The following is a 19043-nucleotide window of genomic DNA, read 5'->3' as shown; positions in this document are numbered from 1 at the left end:
ATTCTCCTTATTCATTAATAATAGAGTTCTGGTACAAGTGAAAACATGCTTTCTGTTGCCTTTTGATTTGCCTCCAATATGTCTTCAGTATCCGGTCTAAAATAACATTCAACACTAGCTATAGATTTGTGGCGTAAAGCATATTTCAAATCTAATTCATCAGCATTTTGATATTTTTTCAAAAACATGGCATAACCATGTCTAAACCGATGACTTAAATTGTGTTCCCTCTCATAAATATCTATATGTAACCCAGCTTTCTTAAAAATCTCTCTTAATGTTTTGTTCCAGCCCGTTTTAGTTAAAGGCGTACCATTTTTACTCAAAAATATGTAAAAATTATCATTCCCCCCCAGAACAGAATTAAAATCTACTTTGTCTGCGACCGATTTTCCAAGATAATTTTCTCGATTTTTAAATGACATTTTTTCATGAGCGGTTGCAATATACTCATCTAGTTTTAATATTAAACTAATACTAGGATAAATCTCTTGATAACCTACTTTTCTAGTCGAATAGGCCTTGCTTTTATAATCATCTTCCCTTATAGGCTTAAGACAAGATTTTGCCATTTGATCACTTCTATCCGATACACGATTACGGATAAAAATACAACCTAAATCATCTAGTTCTTTTTTTGATATCTCTAAAAAATCAGTTTTTATATCTTCTAAAGTAAGCCCCAATACCTCACCCAATCTTAAACCACACTCAAACATTAATCGTATTATCATTTCTTCTCTTGCAGAATACTCCGCACGAACAATATTTATTATCGCCTTAAATTCATTAACTTTTATGTACATGGGAACAACATCGTTATTAGAATTGTTACGCTCATTCACAGTATATTTTTCAACTATTTCCTTGTAACCATGAGACAAAAAACCGCTTTTTCCTTTAAACTTGCGTACAGTATTCTTTTTAAATAAAATCGAGTCATCTATACCTAAAAATTCAAAGTATTTCCGATACACTCCAAAATAATTATTTATAGTTAAATTACTGCGTTTAGATTTTAATTTTAATGTTATGTCCACTCCATTATTACAATCTCCAAGTAAAAATATTTTTAATAGTTGAATATCACGCCAAGACAAATTGTTAAAATCATTTATATCAAATAATTCTACAAAACTGTAAAATAATTTTATTGCAGTTAAAGCTTGTTCCCTTGTATTATAGGATTTTTCAGCAAGATAAAAATTCAAAAATTCATACGCATTCGAAATCACTTTTTTTCTACAATCGTAAATTATCATGTATTTATAGTTATCCTTGCTGACTATTGCACTACTTATGTAAACAGTTTCCTCCAATCTTATTTTTTTATCCAATGTAAGGTTATGCTTTCTAAATGCTAAAGAAGAAAATCCATTCAATTCCTCTATTACAATCATATTGATTCCCCCAGATATTTTTAATACATACCCACAATTTTAATACCATATTTCCCCATCCATTAAGACAATGTAGGATTAATTAATCCTAAAACTGACCAAATATATATTTTCTTGTTTGTATTTTATAGACAGTACAAATCAGCTATAAAAACCAACATCATCGCCATGTTCCGCGATTATCTAAAAAGTATTAGAAATTGACATTTAAAATTAGTATTACAAGCTTGATTTCTAATTTATTTCACTATTATATCATTTTCGATATATATATAAATTTTTAAAATTATATATAACCCAGCTCTTTTAAAGGTTTAGCTAATGTATTTGTTGTCTTTCTATTAATTATTTTAAACGTAAAATTCATATCTGTGTTTAAAAGTATTAAAAAATGTTAATAAATACTTATAAGTGTTATTAAAGGAGGCGACTTAAATGTCGATAATTTGTGCTAATGTAAAAATTTCAGGAACTAGACCACTCTTATTTAATCGATTTACCGAAGAGGCAATTCCTATAACCAAACAAGAAAAATGGGGAGTTCCAGGAAATAATCCACAAGAATGGAAGAAAACCTTTCAAGCCACTTCACAAGGTCAACTTTACTTGGATCCTATTTATATTTTCTCTTGTTTACGCGCAGGAGGAAAATTTATTTCCAAAGGAAGAGGAACCTTAGAGCCAGACGTATCTTCAACTCTCCAAGTATTAGATAACAAACTATTAATTAACAGGTTTCTTCCACCCATTAACGAAATAACAAGGGATGATAAAAGGGATGTTTATATTGACGTACGCCCTGTTTCTAGAAGAGGAGTAAAAAATATACGTTATCGCTTAGCTATTTCATCCGGTTGGGAAACAGAGTTCAGTATAATATGGGAGGGAACCTTAATTAGCCGTGAACAAATGAGAGCTATTTGCCAAGATGCTGGTGCGTACGCCGGATTAGGAGATGCAAGAAAGGTTGGATTTGGTCGATTCCATGTTACTGATTTTAACATCATCCAGCAAAAAGCACATGCCTAAGAAAAGAACCCCTTATGAAACTTGGAGGATAAACATAAGACCTATTGTATGGAACAGAGATAATAAAAAATGTATACGTTGTAAAAAGACAGTTCTATTAAACCAGTGTCATATAGATCATATAATCAGTGGGATACGTGGAGACAATAGCCTTCAAAATTTACGTACTCTTTGTAGAAGATGTCACGTTCTACGTGCAGATCACTTTCATCGTGGTATGATTGCAAAAGCTTTAAAAGATGGAGTTATTACAGCCGATTGGCGTCAATATGTTTGGGAAGAAGAATCACTATTGAAAAGGTAGAACAGAATTTTTTATATTTCCTAATGAAATAGTAACAATATAGAAATTCAAATATAGTTAAATTGGTGCATTTTATAAAGCAAAACTAGATGTATGGTACGATTTGATACGGATTTAAACTAAATTAATATTTGATAACAAACAAATAATTAATTGATACTATATTGTTTATAAATCAATTATTTAAATACACTTACTGCAAATTTCACGTTACACGAACATTCTCAAAAAATCATGATTGTGTCGAAACAGTATAAGCTGTTCAATAGGAGATGACCTCCCTATTGCTGAAGAGATAGGTCATTTAATTAGGTTGGGCTTGGCATGGTATCCCCCGGCTGGGTTCGGTTCGGTGGTGTTTGGTATGGTATGGCTTGATATGGTAATTTAATAATTACATAAACCGTTCTTTATTATAAATCACTGATTAAAACAATCAGACTCTCTACTAACTAAACATAATGGGATATAATACTATTTATTTTATATTTTCATTACTCCGATAAACTAGACGATTTAACGTGAAATAATACTTATAAGTTCTATATATTTATTTTTAATCACTATAGTGTTCTTACATTCATTTGTACACTTCTCTAATCTGATAGAGAGGTGATACACTTGTCTGATTTCTTAAAATTAGTTGGGGAAAACATCCGCTTTTTACGAAAAAAAAGAGGATTGACACAAGAAGAATTGGCTGAACAAATCAATCTGCAACAAGCTTATATTGGTGGAGTTGAACGTGGAGAAAGAAACATTTCCATGCTTACTCTGCAAAAAATTGCTATTGGTCTAGAGGTTTCACCTGATAAAATTCTAAATTTTGGTAATATCAATTTAATCGATAACCCTCGACGAGAAGAATCTCTTAGTATCATTACTTCTCTATTACATCAAAAAAATGCGGATGAATTGCAATTTATTCTAAAGTTTCTTCATAACTTCTCTGAGTTCGTAGAAAATAACAACATTAAGTAATAAGTGCAACATATTTTTCAATACATACTATAAATATTCACTTATAATAAATGTCTCAAATTGTCTAAAAATCGCTAAAAGAATTTTCTCACCCTAGGAAACTTTAATACCATTAAATAAAAAAGCTTTACCCTTTCCAACGTGTTTAGAAAAAATGCATTTAAAAAAAGAAACCACATTAAAAATATGGTTTCTTTTTTAGATTATTTAATTAATACAGTATTAATCATTATTCTCTTTAAATATAACACTGATGTGGAAAAGTTATTATACTAAAAATCAGCTAACAAGCATGGATGGGTTGAAAATAAAGGATATCAAGGTGGGGAAGAATTATTTAAACATAAGATGGAAGTATATTCTACTATATTATTGGATGTTTAAATTTTTCTCATAAATATAATTATAAAATTAAAATAACTTATAGAAATCATTACAAGTTATTTTAATTCATGATTATCTTTACTAATCTCTTTATAAAATTGAAAAATATTTTTATACACATAGGATTTTAGATTTCGTTTATTTTAGTGTTTATTTCTTCTGACCCTGTTTGTTCATCTTTTGGTGTATCAGTGAAACATACTGATATATTTCTCCCACCAATAACTTTATTAGCAGCTGGTAAGAGATTCTCTGTTTTCATATGATTTTCTAAGCTTCGTTTATCTCCTCTTTTATCATTATCGCAAAAGCTATGGAAATAAATTTTTTCGTGTTCATTTTGCTCCTTTTATTGTTTTGGAGTAGCTAATTCTTTGGGATTGATGGTCATGTGACGGTGCCCCTATTATGTACAACCATCTTTTATAATACTTTTCTTTTGTACATCTATTGTTTTTACTTTGCTATATTTATTTCTCAACATAAGACACCTAGAACTTTAAATAGATAAATGGTAATATATAGACATCTCAATTACGCTATTTCTTGTAGCTAGAGCTTGTTTCAATGAACAGGCTCTTTTTTTTAACCGTTTTTAATCACTTCAGCTTTTACTTATATAATTTCGAGATATCAACTCAACTCTTTACTTTAATATCTTGAAATTATCTTCTGTGCCATTTAAAACGAACTAGAAATAATTGTTTGCTACAAGCTGTAAATAGCTGATTAACACTAGTAAAAGGCCCCCATATATATCAAACTTCCTTTGAATACATTATTGACATTATTGTTTAAAGGTCTATATAACTGATGAAATATATGGTGATTAAAATTTTTGAATCAAAGGCTATAAAAAGCACTGTCTATCCAACTTATAATTTGAAAATCATATAAACTAAAAATATTAGCAATTTCTAAGATACTCTGTGCTTTAATTGGATGAATGAATTGATCAAATCAATTAAAAATCTATTACAATACAATAAAAAAGAAGATATTTCTATAATTTAATGGTGAAATATCTTCTCTCATAATTAATATAATTTGTCACTTGTATTAAACGCCTAACCAAACTATATTTTTCTAACTACCTAACAAATAAACCAAATGATAATAAAAGAGCATAAATACATAATATTTATACTCGTGATACACTTTACTTACGAAATATTATTATATAAAATATAACGTTATCCAACTGCACAATATACCACAGATAGAATTGACACTAGCTGTTTACGAGTATAAAATTGTATATTTCATCGCTAGTATATCAAGCTTAAGCCCCATTATATTGACTTAATAATATTTTTGATTTTAAGTTCTTTCATTAGCATCTCAATATAATCCGAGTATCTCTTATTATCCATAATTACAATTAATTTATCTTTCGCTCTAGTTGTAGCAACATAATGTTCATTAGTATCTCTATTATGATGTACATTGTAATCACTTGCAGTAATAATGACTTGATTAAATTCTAACCCTTTTGCAGAATGTACAGTAAATATTTTATGTAAATATTCATTTGTATCAAAAGCTATATCAAATTCATTCGTCATCATTACTTCTGTAAATGCTTTAATTTCTCTAGTATCTAAAGTAATTTCTAATTTAGCAAATAAATTAATTAATACCTGGTTAATTAGTACCTGATTAATATCTGGAACAAGTAATTCATTAATTATTTTTTGTATCTCCCTAATTTCTCGTGAGTTTAGATTACCTACAAATTCAGCAGCTAAATCATATATTGAATATCTATCATTTTTAACATATTTAATTACCTCTTTTAGAAAAGTTGCATTTGGAGTTGCCCTATCTAATGGAGTTTGGGGAACAAAAATAAAATTAAACCCTTCTTCATTTAGTTCTTTCATTATTTCAACGGCTTGATTACGTCTCCGGACTAAAATCACTAATTCCTCATCTATGTTTAGTACCTGCTTTTCTTCTGTTAACTTTAATAAAACATCTGAAATTGGCATATCATCTGCTATACTGATTACATTTTGAACCTCATTTTGTTCTTTAATTAAACTTCTAGTTTCTTCATTAAAGAAATTAGAGTAATTTTGAATATCCTGACAGCATCGAAAGTTGGAAGTTAAATGATATTTATTAAAACCCGTAGAATTTTCTATAAGACCATTAAAGTTTTCAGGTTCTGCTCCCCTCCAGATATAAATAGATTGTTTAGGGTCACCAACAATGAATAACTTAATTTTAAGCTGATCCTTTAAATACATAAATAAATTATGCATATCCTTATCCGAATCTTGGTATTCATCTATAAATATCTTGAAGTATTTTGAAAATATATATTGTCTAGCGACAAGTGATCTTTTTAAAATATCTAAAGCCAATTGAAACTTAAAGTTCTTTTTAGGATTACTATAAGTTCCTAAGATATTTTGATATTTCAGCAGTTGCAGCCCCTCATCGTATGAAGCAAATTGGTTATCAAAATATTCAACAGTGAAATTGTCTGGATAATCGTTTCCAAATGCATCTTTAATAAACGGCCTAATAATTTCAGACTCTACAAAACCATCGTTAGTGCCAATAAAATTCCCTCTTGATGAATATCCTAATCTTTCCTCAATTTCTTTTGCTGCCTTGTTTGTAAAAGTAACAGCTGCAATTGAGTAATGAGTTTTATTCTCTTTTAAATCTGCTTCAATTTTACTAACTAGTATTGTCGTTTTACCCGAACCTGCTCCAGCAGTAACAAGAATATTCCCTCCATCCTTTATTATTTGTTCTCTAGACATTTTATCCTCTATCACTACCCACCAACTCCTTTAGACATGCAAATTTTTCGTACTCAAAGACATCAAAACAATCTTTAGTACTTAAATTATTTACTAGCTCGACCATGTTAAATAGTTTACTTTTCTGTAAATAGTGTACGGGATCTTCGTTTTCAAAAATTCTTTTCATGCTTTCACCAATTGCAGAATATAGATCATTTTCCAGATCGATTTCCGATAAATATATTCGTTCCCCTAAGAATTCTCCTACTTCATTCTTATATTGTTTAAAAATCTCTTTTTTTCTTTCATTAAGTCTCTCTTTTTTCTTTTTACCTTTTATATCATCAGGGATTTCAATAGTAATCTCATCTAGATTTTCGCGTCCTAACAAGTTTAAGCATCTATTTAATCCTAATAATTCGTATACACCCTTTTTACCTTTTTTTGATTTCAAATCATTATCCGTTTTAATTATATGGGTTATACCTAAATCATTTAATGTACACACATAATGATTAAAATACGTCCCTCCTACTTCAAGCAAGAAACCTCCATTTAATTCATATTCTGGTTCTACTTCGTCTAAAACCTTTTCAAATAATATTTTTTCTGAAGGACCTTCTATTAAAAGTACTCTTTCAGCAAATAGAGCCGATGATAATGCTTTATTTAGCTTTTTCTTGACACTTCCATAAGCTTCTTCCACATTATACATGTGAGAAGAACATACAACTTTTTCAGTTGAATGGACTCTTATTAATCTTGTATTATCCATTTCATAAAGAAGTTCAGGAGAGTGAGTGGATAAGAAAAAATATTTATATGTAGACTGTTCAAATAACTGTTTTGATAAAGCAATTTGCATTGATCTATGTAGACTGATTTCTGGTTCCTCAATTAAATAAATAACAATTTTATCCTCATATTTTTTCTTAGCCAGATAGTTATATATAGAGTAAGAAAGCATTTTTCTTCTACCATCCCCTGAGGTTGGATAATAATTAGAATCACCATCTTTTTTTATATATGGAATAATATCTGAAAAGAATCCTTTAATTGCCATTTCGGACTTCAATTCAATAGAAACCTCTTCTTTTTTTAAAGACCTATATTCACTTGTTATCTCTTGTTGGAAACCTTTAATAATTGTCATTTCTCCTATTTGTTGATTCACTTGATCTGTTAAAGATTTAATATTATTTAAAATCCCTTCATCTGATTCATTCCCCTGTGATTCTTCAAAAATATATTTTTTATTTTGCGCGAACAATTTGTCTAAATCCACTAGGGGGTTTATATAAATCACCTTAAATATATTGTCTAGTGCGTTTATGTTCCCTCTCCCTGGTATATCTATTAAATTATCAAGTTCCGATCCCCATTTTAAAATTATGTTCCCGTATAATTCTTTATCATCATATTTAGATTCTAATGCGATATAAAAAACATCTGCATTTGCCGATGTTCTAGCACCCTTAACCACTGAAATAAGTTTTTTTGTATCTTCATCTTTTTCATAATCAGATAAATCAAGTGTTAAAATAATTTCAATTTTTTTAGACGTGTCATGTTTATGATAATCAGATTTATTAAAACCAAATTTCCTTATATCTTTATCTAAAAGAAATCTTAATGCATATAAAAAATTTGTTTTTCCAATATCATTCATCCCGAAAATCACATTTTTATTATCTAAATTTATATTTACTTTTTCAAAATTCCTGAAGTTCTTTATTGTAATATGACTGAATTTCATTACTCATCACCTTATCTTCTTAATTATTTTATTTTTAATATATGCCTTCTTTAATTCTATTCTTATTTTACAGATAGTTAACCAACCTCCTCCTATTATGATCCCATCTTTAATAAATAAAAAAAGCCATGTATTTCTACATAGTTTCATTATACAATAAATTCCCCATAAATTTTCCAGACAACAAAATTAAGCTCTCATAATAACCCAAACATCTGCTTTTTACGAAAAAAAGAAGATTTTCACAAGAAGAATTGACTAAACGAATCAATCTCCAACAAGCTTACATTGTTGGAGATGAACGTGGAGAAAGAAACATTTTTATCCTTACTCTCCCCAAAATTGCCATTGGTCTAGATGTTTCACCTGATAAAGTTTTAAACTTTGGTAATTTATTAAATCCCATGAATTCTGGTGTTCTTTTAATTAAATTGTATATCCAAATTAAAACAGGCCAATTCTCAATATTTATATACTGTATCCCTTTTTCTTTTCCTATTTTTGCAATACTCTCAGTAAACCCAACCATATTAGGAACAGTTTTCCACTTATGTATATATTTACTTTCTAATAATTGTTCTAAAATCATAGGTTCGTTTACTATAAATTCTGCAAACATTAACGCATCATTAAATATATTTCCTAATTTAGATTAATTCATATTACGCACTAACTATGTTACCTTTACATCTACTAACACACGTAATGATATGAATAAAATTAATCGTTAACAAATATGAAAAAGCCCCTCACCTATGCTAACACTTATAGATGGGAGCTTCTTACCTAAAGTTAGTTAAATTAGATGTTTTCATCTCAAAATAACAAGCCTTTGCATAAATAAAGATTGAGCTATTTTACCGTATGATTAAAGATTTCTTAGTTCGAGAATCATATCTACATCCAAATACATATTTTTTAATTTCAGTATAGGCAATTCGTTTTTTTTCTTATCATATATCGCTAATTCTATTACAAATGTACCAATTGATGGTTCAGGTCCGTCTGGCCTTGTTTTAAAGATATTCAACATTTTTTCAGATAGATTTTTTATAATATCATCACCATCTTCATATTGAAAAGGGAGAGAAATGAATGACGGTACTGTTATCTCCGGTAAATATAAGCGATCTTTAGATAGATTAAACTGGTAACCTACCCATCCTTTAATATCATGTTCTTTACTATAACTGAGTCCTAATACTGTAGGATCACGTAATAGTTCCATTACCATACTAGTTAAATGATCTTCTAAGCTCCTCACTTGTGCTTCTCCAAAGATAGCAGCGATATCAATAAATTGTTCATTAACAAGAAACGGTGTAATTTGATTAGCCATTTTTGCAAATTCAGTTTGATATAAAAATTTTTCGTTTGTGGAATCGTAAATACATGTCCTACAATTGTCAAACAGATTTTCATTACGAGTCAAATATACTCCGCCCCACGCGTGACGAATATTTAAAATATCTAACTTTGGTAACAATACGTTCCGAGTAGGAATGTTTTTTCTATCTTCGTAAGCCAAATACCGCCTATTGCGACACTTGATTGATTTTTCTTCATCTAAACATTGATAGAACCTAAATATGCCGGAAGCAACTTCTTCAGTGTCATATCCATCGATTGTAATCCACGGTAATGAAATATCTTCTTTAGATTTTACTGTAATACATAAGTTAGGGTTGTCCTCATTGTTCTCAGCAGATTCTATAATATCGTAATTGAGTTCAATTTTATTATTTACTTGCATCACTTCCACTTGATAAATACTTAAAGCCCAATTAGACCATGCAAGTGCTAAGCGATTAAGATCGTCTTTTAATTTTATAAACGCTCTTTCTATTTCTGTATCTGGTTTCAGTTCATCCGTTTCAGGACAAACATCTTCTCTACTAAGATTAGTATCTAAATAAGCCTTAATTTCTGGCCAAATAAACCTGAATTGTGCCATAGCTTCACCAAGTTGGTCTATCTCTGATTGATTAATAAATCCGGTATCCTCTTTTTTTACATTGAGTTCGATTTTGGCTTTAATTTGATCTTGTGCTTCCATGGTTTGTTTGAATGTGTATTTATAATCCCAATTACGTGTTTGACTAAGCGGATTGGTTTGTATAGGATTATAAACCCATTGATGTGCTTCTATAGATGGTGGAATAGGATATGACCGAAGGGGAATTGGAATTTCTAAATTATTCAATCCCCGTTCAATTTTATTATTCCAAGGAATAATAAAGGAGAGCCAAGAAGAAGCTTTATATCCCTCCATACCCGAAATATCACGAATTTCATGCTCGATATGGTTAACTTGATAAGTCATATCTTGGAACTCATATCTTTGATATTTCCCATCTTGCTTTGTATTAAATAGATAGGTCAACCATACCATTCCATTTTTTAAAGAAATTTTAGCAGTAGAGAAGGAGTACTCTTGATTATTTTGATCTTTAATCAGTTGTTCTCCATTTAAGCGGTAAGAGTTTAATAAATTCCCACTCATGGTTCCATACGTTTTTGGCGCCTCTAAAACACCTTCTACATTCTCATATGGGGAACGCACACAAACTGGATGTTGAACAATCGTATCAATATCATAGGCATTTGATAGCTTAATTAGTATTTGTTGTTTAAACTTTTCTTTTGCCTCATCGAGATTATATTCTACGTAATCGGATTTCAAATTCCCTATATGCATTACACTCTTGGTTATTGCCTCTGCAATTATTCTCTTTGCATTTAATATCTCATCCAGAACTTGAACTTCTTCATTTTTAACTTGATGTGCAGCTACAGCATATTGAGGTGCTAATAACTGGTCAATATAATTTAAACACTCTTTAGCCCATTGATCTAAATCTACATCTGGAAAATCTTTTGTAATCTCAGAAACAGGATCTTTAAAAGATGTTATAACTACATCTTTTAATGTCTTTCTATTTCTACTTATAGGGATAGGTGCATAAAAATAAGCTTCATCTTTTATTTCATAATTTAAATTCTTCGCTGGATCAAAATGAACTACCCAAACTTTTTTATTTTCTCCTTGGTTAATCTCATTCTCAACTGAGGTTCCTAAAGCAATTTTACTACTAAATATACCTTCAAAATCCTCAGTAAAATGATATAAAGGATGATGTGTTTGATCATACACAACTTTAGGCCATACCCTTGTAATTGCTTGCTTGACTGCATCAACATCTTTAAAATCACTGTCAATATGATCTAAATTCGTTCGTTCAATTGTGAAAGACAGCGTAAGTTCAAAAATTGGTTCCTCATTAGTCATAATTATCTCTTGCTCAATTTGATATGGAGGAACATCATATGTCTGACCATTTTCGGCTTTTTCCAAAAAGTAATAAATCTTCTTCACATATGCTACTAATGTATTTTTGTCTACCATCATTTTTGATCCATCGGGGTTTATTAAAGACTTCGTAATACTGGAGATATAATAGACCTCAACATCAGATTGAATTAACTGATAGTAAATTTTACGATACGTCTCTTTATCAATTGCCGCATATTTTTTTGCTTTTTCACATTGTGAAGGGTCTAGCCCACATGTGTAATTTTCAACATCAAAAATAAGGTCTATGTGTATTTTGGTCGCTTCTTCATTAATAAATTCATAATCCAGCTTTATACTTGGCCATTGATGGATAGGAATTAGAAAATCACGATAACGAATAGGAGAGTCAATGACATAATAAGGTTGATTCAATTGATTTCCAAACAAATCTTGCAAATGTAATTTTATTTTTGCATATCCACCAATTCCTGCATATGGATCCCAATCTTTATCTGATAGTACAATGCTTTGATTTTTAGCAAATTTAGCTATTGGAAATACTGTCTTATAATACAAATCCTTCGTTGGTAATGATTCATTAGTAGCTCCAATTGGTAATGGAGATGAAGGTTGTTCTGTAAACCAATCATTGTTACAAATTTTAAACCCTATTAGATTAAATTGTTCTATTATATATTTTATGTCCAAATTTTCATGTATTACTTCGTTACGCTGTACTTCAATTCCAATATGTCCTTGTGAAAGGACTGGTGTTTTAATTTTATTATTTTGTTCTTCAAAAAATAAGGATTCATTATCATTAACTAAGCACCCGTCTAGTACAATACAGTTCATAAATGAGGAAATGGGTGTCTCATTACAATACTTAACTAGTATGGAGATTTTGCCCTTTAGCCCCTCGTCAAAATTTTCTGGAGGTATGCCCTCATTATTATCATTGCAATAATTTAAATAAAAACCACCTGATCGAACAAGGCTACTCTGATACAAGTATTCAATAAATTGTTTGTTCTTAGAAGAATTAATCACTATACCAGGGTTCGTTTCTGTGGAAAGATTTGTTTTTGTAAGATCCAATTTAGCATTTTCATCGTACTTTAATCCCTGCTGATCTTTTTCGACGTATAAGAGATGAATTGAATCAATGGCATCTGAAAGATGAGTAAGTGGTTTTATATACTTGAAAATCTTTCCTAATAATTCCTTACCTTTTTCATCTGCTCCAATAACGTCATAAGCCTTAAAGTTTGTTAACTTAGTTATATCGTAAATATCTACATCAATACAGGTAGCTAAAATATAATCGTTAATATCTGTAGGTTTTTCTCCTAGTTTTGATTTCTGTAATTTCAAAAAGACATTTTTATCTAATACTTTGGTTAGGGACTCTGTAAAAAAACATAACTTTTTATCTTCATTCAAATTTATAGGATTTTTCAAAGAATACGTTGGACATACTTCTTCGCACGTCTTTAAAGAATTAACTTTACCTAATTCTTTAAAAGTTACATTGCTAATTCGACGAATACGCTCCATTTCCCATTCCGGGATTTCAATCTTGATACTCTGGTCCCTAGAAGTAGTAGTGGTAGCTGGACATTGTTTAAATTCAACTTCTAATTCTCCCTTATTCTCCAAGGTTAAAAATAATTTGTCACCAGGTTTTACAGTTGGAATCGTAAATTGTTGACCAAGAAGTTTGTAGATAGAATAAGTCTTGGTATTAGTTGAATATGTTCTATCCTCTAGTCCTGGAATCCTCATACCATGCATCATATAACGTGATATCATGGCAGCTATATATCCTACTGTGTCAGATGATAGAGTCTTATCGACCAGTTTGTATACTTTTGTGCAACCATCTATATGCTCTCTAGCTTCTGAAATTACAGCTTTAGCAATCATACTTATACAATCTTGAAAAAACCAGGTGGCTATAGATATAGGCTCTTCAATAAAAATTCCTTTTCGATAAGGGCCTTGATCATGCTTTTGTTCAACCACTGTTTGGTAAGATACTAACAAATGCTGAATATACTCCTTGATGTCATTCAAATATTCTTTACCACATTCATTATAGGATGTGAAATTAGCCTTATGCACTATCTCCGTACGATCAGGGTTCTCCACTTTACTATGTTCAACAATTAATTCTAAATCCGGAAAAACAGGAAAAAAGCTAACAGGAAATTCTCCCATAGAATTTTCACTCGTACTAGTATTATCAGGATGATATATATTAATTTGAAAGTAATTTGATAAAAACGAAACTATATCTTCCTTATTATCAGGATTCCGATACACAATTGATGTCTGAGGTAGTTTATTTCCTGTCAAATAATTATATATATTGGAAAGGTCCTCATCAGATACATCAGAGTTTAAAGCAAACTCAAGTGTTGTTGTATTCTGTTTATCCGAATTAACATAAGCATTGATGGTCCAAATTAATATAGCCTCTACCAATTTTTTAAATGAGTTCTCCTCTTCTGAGGAACTATCAATATAAGTCATTGCAGAATAATTGGCTTGCCTTTTTGGAATAGGACTATCTTTCCCTTCTTCATCAGCAATAGTGAGATGAGGTAAAAAGTAAAGATTAAGATTTCTCTTTTCATCTTCCTCCAGTATTAGTGGCTGCCATTTCATCAACTTCACTACTGGCGCCATTATAGGTATCGGATTCTCTTCCCAAGGTCCTTTTGAATTAGTTCCAATTTGAAAATCAGTATCTATTTCTTTATCAAAGGTTTTCGTTATAGTATACTTACGGAAACCAAAGTCAACTTTTATATCTGCTCTGGCAGATACTTGAACCTTAACGACTACTGGAGTGGCTCTATAAGATTCAAAAGTCACTTGAGCTGTTGCACGAACCAACGCTTCCACTCGTGCAGCAACAATTGAAAAATCAACTTCACCATACAGCATACCAGAAATACCAAAAGTCCCCTGAAGCCATTGATAACGCTCACCTTTCTCTTCATCTTCATGGTCCGGTTTATAAAAAGCGAGACATCCTTCTAAAATACCTAAAAAAGTCAAACTTAGACCCGCTTTCAATACCCCTTTATCAACAGACTTTCCAACTCCCAACTCCATACCTATACCAAATTCAGTAATTGGACTAAAACAACCCTTGGTTGTATATGGTACGAGTTTAGAAGCCCCCTGACTTAAACGCGCTATATAGAAGCCCCCGGCTCCTTTATACGGGAGTGCTTCTACAATTAAAGAACGAGAAAAATCTAAGTTAGTTGGAAATCCTACATCTACTTTATAGTCACCATTACTATAAAGTTCAATATAAAACTCAGGTAAAATTACAGTGATTGTCCCAAATTCAAGTCTGCGCAAATTTTTAGGTAAAGCAATTTTCCCTTTATATGCACCTAATGAATCAGAGACTTTTTCGTATTCGATTGCAAACTTAAATTCGTTAAATTCACCAGCTTGATCACCTTCCAAGGTAATAAGTAAGCCATATAGATGGGGATCGCTAAATATAGCACTGATATTAATAAAAGATAGAATTTGTAATTGCAAACCAATCAACCATTGTGCATTTTGATCGAATTTTAAATTATCAGGCAAAGGCTTTGACTCGTCAGGATTGGGTTTAACAAAGTTAGTCTTGATAAGTTCAAAAGCTTCCTCTAAATCAGTGGGTTGGTTTAACGAAATATGCTGTCCTAGCCCGATATACTTAAAGTCAAACTTCTTAGATTTTTTTTTCATTTGAATTCACTCCTCTCTCATCGCAATTCGTACCTTCCACCGCTGCGGCATACCAACCAAGACTGCCCGTTGCAGCTGATGGATTTTTAAATAAATAAATAGTATCGCATCCTTCTGGAAAAATTCCATTTCCTAAAAAAATTTGCGAAAAATTTCTTAACGCTAATACGTAATCCCCTTCTTTATTAAAAATTAAATCAATATCTTTAAAACTTGTATCTAAAATTTCTTGCAGCTTAAATAAAGTACTTTGTTGACTAATCCCGGGTATTTTCACTCCAATATATTTATTTGAGTTATTATTCCAGCAGAGAGCTAAGCTAACGGTTAAACTATTATTGGAGTTTAATGCACCCTTGCTGCCGAAATCTAAACTAAAATCAAATCCATACCACTTCTCCTGTGGATCATTCCTATCTATAAAATGCCCCGATTCAATAATGGATTTGATTGGATGATACCCTTCTTTCTCTAGTTCGGCTGTCCCCTTATCAAAGATAAAGCGACTTAATTGTAAAGGCATTCCAGTAACCAAACTTTTTGTACGTTGAATACTATTTGCAACATCAATTGATAATCCACTCACATCAAATATGAAAGTTTTATCGTTCAGTAATTTTAACGTGACTTGAGTATTTATAGGAAAATCCATATTAATACCTAAATTAGAAAAAGCCAATCCTGCACCTTGTTCTAATTCTGCTACACTATTCTCACTTCCGTAGGAGAATAAATCAGGGGTTTGCTTAACAAAATTTAAGCGTCCCCAAAATGAGAATCGTGTATAAATATGTAGAATTTCACCTCGTTCATTACGGATTATCTTCATTGTTCGGAAGCTTGCCTTATGAAGCAATACGCTTTGAAGTATACTGTTACTTAAATTAAGATTCACTATGTCTATAGTATTAAAGACATAAGATGGAACACCATTATGGTCCTCATAAGTTCCTTCAAAAGTTAATTCATTTTTACCAATAACTTCACTACCAAATAAAGAACACATCCATAATTTTAAATTGGCACTAAATGAAACAAGCTTTGAATTTTTAAACAAGACCTCTAATTTTCTTACTTTAAACTCATAATCTTTACTTGCTCCACAACCCTCCTCACTGTTTTCATCTTTGTAATTTATAAAACCAAATAAGGAGCTAACTTCATCCATCTTAAGACCGGAACTGTCCGATTGAACACGATTCATGTTAATTCCAATATGATGTGCATATAGTTTTTCTTTATCCTTTATACCACCAAGTAAACAAGCTAACTCATCTGGAAATTCAGCTAGGGACATATCTACTTTTAGCGCTATAATTCCATTCCAATAAGCATTTTGTATCACATCAGAAAAAGCCTTAAGATTTTCGTTACCATTCTCTGCATCATTAATAGCTTGTTGACAATAATCCTGCAAACTATATGATAAATCAGATAATTGATTCGGATCATTAAATGTCTCAGGATTTGTCCACAATTTAGGATTTTTAACATAATCAAATAGACTACCTTTACAAAATTTAAAAATCAAAATATTCCGAAACTCTCCAGATGCATTGTTTATATCCGATCCAATATTGATATGAAAAGGCCATCCTGCAATTGGAATCTTATTTTTAAATTGTCCTATGTTTTTATTATCAGTGATTACCAAAAATTGTTGATTCGTTTGCAAAGCATTTCTAAGTTCCCGCGTTACAGATTCAAATTTTAAGGATTTTAAATTAGAATTTTCTGTCACTTCTTTATTCTGAGCAATAAGAAGCTCATCCCAACTATTATTATTTAAAGTAAGGAGCAATCCTTGCGGGGTAGTTACCTTAACTTGTTCTGTAAGCTTTTTATCACCGTTCTTTAAATTACTCGATTTTACTTGTAAATAAAAAAGTTTGTCCATTAACTGCTTACGTACCGCAGAAATAATTTCAAGCTCAATACCTACATTTTGTAAATAGTGATTGAAATTCACTCCACTATGCGGGACTAGCGGAATAAATGTAATTAACTTTGTTATGTCAGCAACAGGAGACTGGAAATAATCTAAGATTTTAGGGTTATCGACCTGTAAGAAATGTGATTCCTCTTCTGGTTGAGATAGATAACGAATAGGTAATGTAAGTGCCTTATCAGAATTTAACCTACAAACAGATACCCAGGCAGTTAAATAGTCATCTATTAATAATTCTGGATTAATAATGTGCCGATTTTCATCTGTAAGAGGAAAAACAGGTGCATAAGCAGCTTTCCCTATTTCAAAATAAAGTGCATCTCCCTCAAAATTCTCAGAGCTTGGTACACAACTTATAGTTTCTGTTCCTACTAAACCACAAAGAATTTGTATTGGTACTAAACCGTTTGATTTCACCTTAGGCACTTTAATACGGAATAATCCATGTGGTACCATATACATTGGACAGTCTTTACTTACAAAGTTATTTCGTTGTGGAGTAAACAAATATTTTGCACATTTCTCTTGTGGATCTTGATATGGAAGGTTTGTTTCACTATCTTCATAATAAATTGTAGGTATAAGATAAATTTCGTGACCAAAGTGAGTGCGGTAATAACTAGGAATTTCAGGATTATTGTGTTCAAAGGCTAGATATGTTCTATATCTATTTTTTGTTAACGAATGCGCATTCCATTGATCTACTGGATCCAGTCCTACTTGAAAAGTAAAAGTCCGCGTTTCAGATTCTGATGTTTGAAATAAAGGAAAGTTAATCATCGTAGTTTCATTATTATTTGGAAAATAATATCTCATTCCTATATTAAAATTATCGTAAAAGTCATTATCATGAGCTGTCATCCGGAATCGAAATGTTCCACAACTTTGACCAATAAAAGGCAGGTATACTTCATGATTTAGTATTTTAGTATCGGTTTGAGACGCCGAACCTGAAAAAATAATTGGTAGACCTTGGCTATTATTTTCCCGAATTATAAAATGCTGTACATTATCATCATACATAACTAAGCACCCTCTTGGAATTGAAAAACTAATATATTCTCCAAATGGAACATAAAAATCATTATCAGCAATGTAGATTTGAGTTGACGTTTCTTTTATGGATAGAAACCATGCATTCTCTCTAGAAAAGCGCTCAGCATTAGGATCATCCAGCCAAATAAAGGTACTTTTGGTAGCATTAGGATCTCTAACATCATCTAAAAATTCATTTACTTTGTTTACAATTTCCCCAATTGATATAGGTGAGAAAGGAGCAAAAATATAAATCCCATGATTTTGTTTCCATGTTTCCTTTAACGATAAAGCTGATGGACTTGTTGGTTCATCACCAGGATATATATAGGCAAGCCAACCTAAAACAGTCATCCTTGCAATGTATAAAGTATTCTTTTCATCCGATTGTAT

The 19043-nt window shown here is 30.9% G+C and carries 10 protein-coding genes; 3 read left to right on the top strand and 7 right to left on the bottom strand.

Translation table 11 applies throughout. The annotated features are described in order from the left end of the window. Positions 1-14: 14 nt before the first annotated feature. Positions 15-1400, bottom strand: a complete 1386-nt coding sequence (locus ACUN0F_RS18625; RefSeq protein ID WP_445539913.1) for a tyrosine-type recombinase/integrase — start codon at positions 1398-1400, stop codon at positions 15-17. 435 nt (positions 1401-1835) lie between these two features. Here ACUN0F_RS18625 and ACUN0F_RS18620 point away from each other — a divergent pair, with 435 nt between their 5' ends. From ACUN0F_RS18620 to ACUN0F_RS18610, 3 genes are all read left to right on the top strand, one after another. Next, positions 1836-2429, top strand: a complete 594-nt coding sequence (locus ACUN0F_RS18620) for a hypothetical protein (RefSeq protein WP_445539912.1) — start codon at positions 1836-1838, stop codon at positions 2427-2429. Next, on the top strand, positions 2422-2733 hold the full coding sequence (locus ACUN0F_RS18615; RefSeq protein ID WP_098301622.1) for an HNH endonuclease: 312 nt from the start codon (positions 2422-2424) through the stop codon (positions 2731-2733). Before ACUN0F_RS18620 ends, ACUN0F_RS18615 begins: the two co-directional genes overlap by 8 nt. Positions 2734-3354: 621 nt before the next feature. After that, entirely contained in the window at positions 3355-3714 is a 360-nt protein-coding gene (locus ACUN0F_RS18610; RefSeq protein ID WP_240821376.1) for a helix-turn-helix domain-containing protein, read from the top strand. A gap of 511 nt (positions 3715-4225) precedes the next feature. Here ACUN0F_RS18610 and ACUN0F_RS18605 read toward each other — a convergent pair. The 6 genes from ACUN0F_RS18605 to ACUN0F_RS18580 all read right to left on the bottom strand — a co-directional run bounded on the left by ACUN0F_RS18605 (position 4226) and on the right by ACUN0F_RS18580 (position 19004). Next, positions 4226-4423, bottom strand: a complete 198-nt coding sequence (locus tag ACUN0F_RS18605) for a DUF6037 family protein (RefSeq protein ID WP_445540835.1) — start codon at positions 4421-4423, stop codon at positions 4226-4228. Positions 4424-5390: 967 nt separating this feature from the next. After that, on the bottom strand, positions 5391-6875 hold the full coding sequence (gene gajB / locus ACUN0F_RS18600; protein ID WP_445540834.1) for a Gabija anti-phage system protein GajB: 1485 nt from the start codon (positions 6873-6875) through the stop codon (positions 5391-5393). Between the two features lies 1 nt (position 6876). Then, positions 6877-8613, bottom strand: a complete 1737-nt coding sequence (gajA, locus tag ACUN0F_RS18595) for a Gabija anti-phage system endonuclease GajA (RefSeq protein WP_445539911.1) — start codon at positions 8611-8613, stop codon at positions 6877-6879. Between the two features lie 283 nt (positions 8614-8896). After that, on the bottom strand, positions 8897-9232 hold the full coding sequence (locus tag ACUN0F_RS18590) for a hypothetical protein (protein ID WP_445539910.1): 336 nt from the start codon (positions 9230-9232) through the stop codon (positions 8897-8899). A 249-nt stretch (positions 9233-9481) separates the two neighbouring features. Further along, positions 9482-15667 (bottom strand): hypothetical protein, encoded by a 6186-nt coding sequence (locus ACUN0F_RS18585; protein ID WP_445539909.1) that lies wholly within the window; start codon positions 15665-15667, stop codon positions 9482-9484. Next, entirely contained in the window at positions 15651-19004 is a 3354-nt protein-coding gene (locus ACUN0F_RS18580) for a hypothetical protein (protein WP_445539908.1), read from the bottom strand. Before ACUN0F_RS18580 ends, ACUN0F_RS18585 begins: the two co-directional genes overlap by 17 nt. Positions 19005-19043 lie beyond the last annotated feature (39 nt).

Source organism: Bacillus sp. 1A, assembly GCF_052682215.1.
This window is presented reverse-complemented; position numbering and strand designations above follow the sequence as displayed.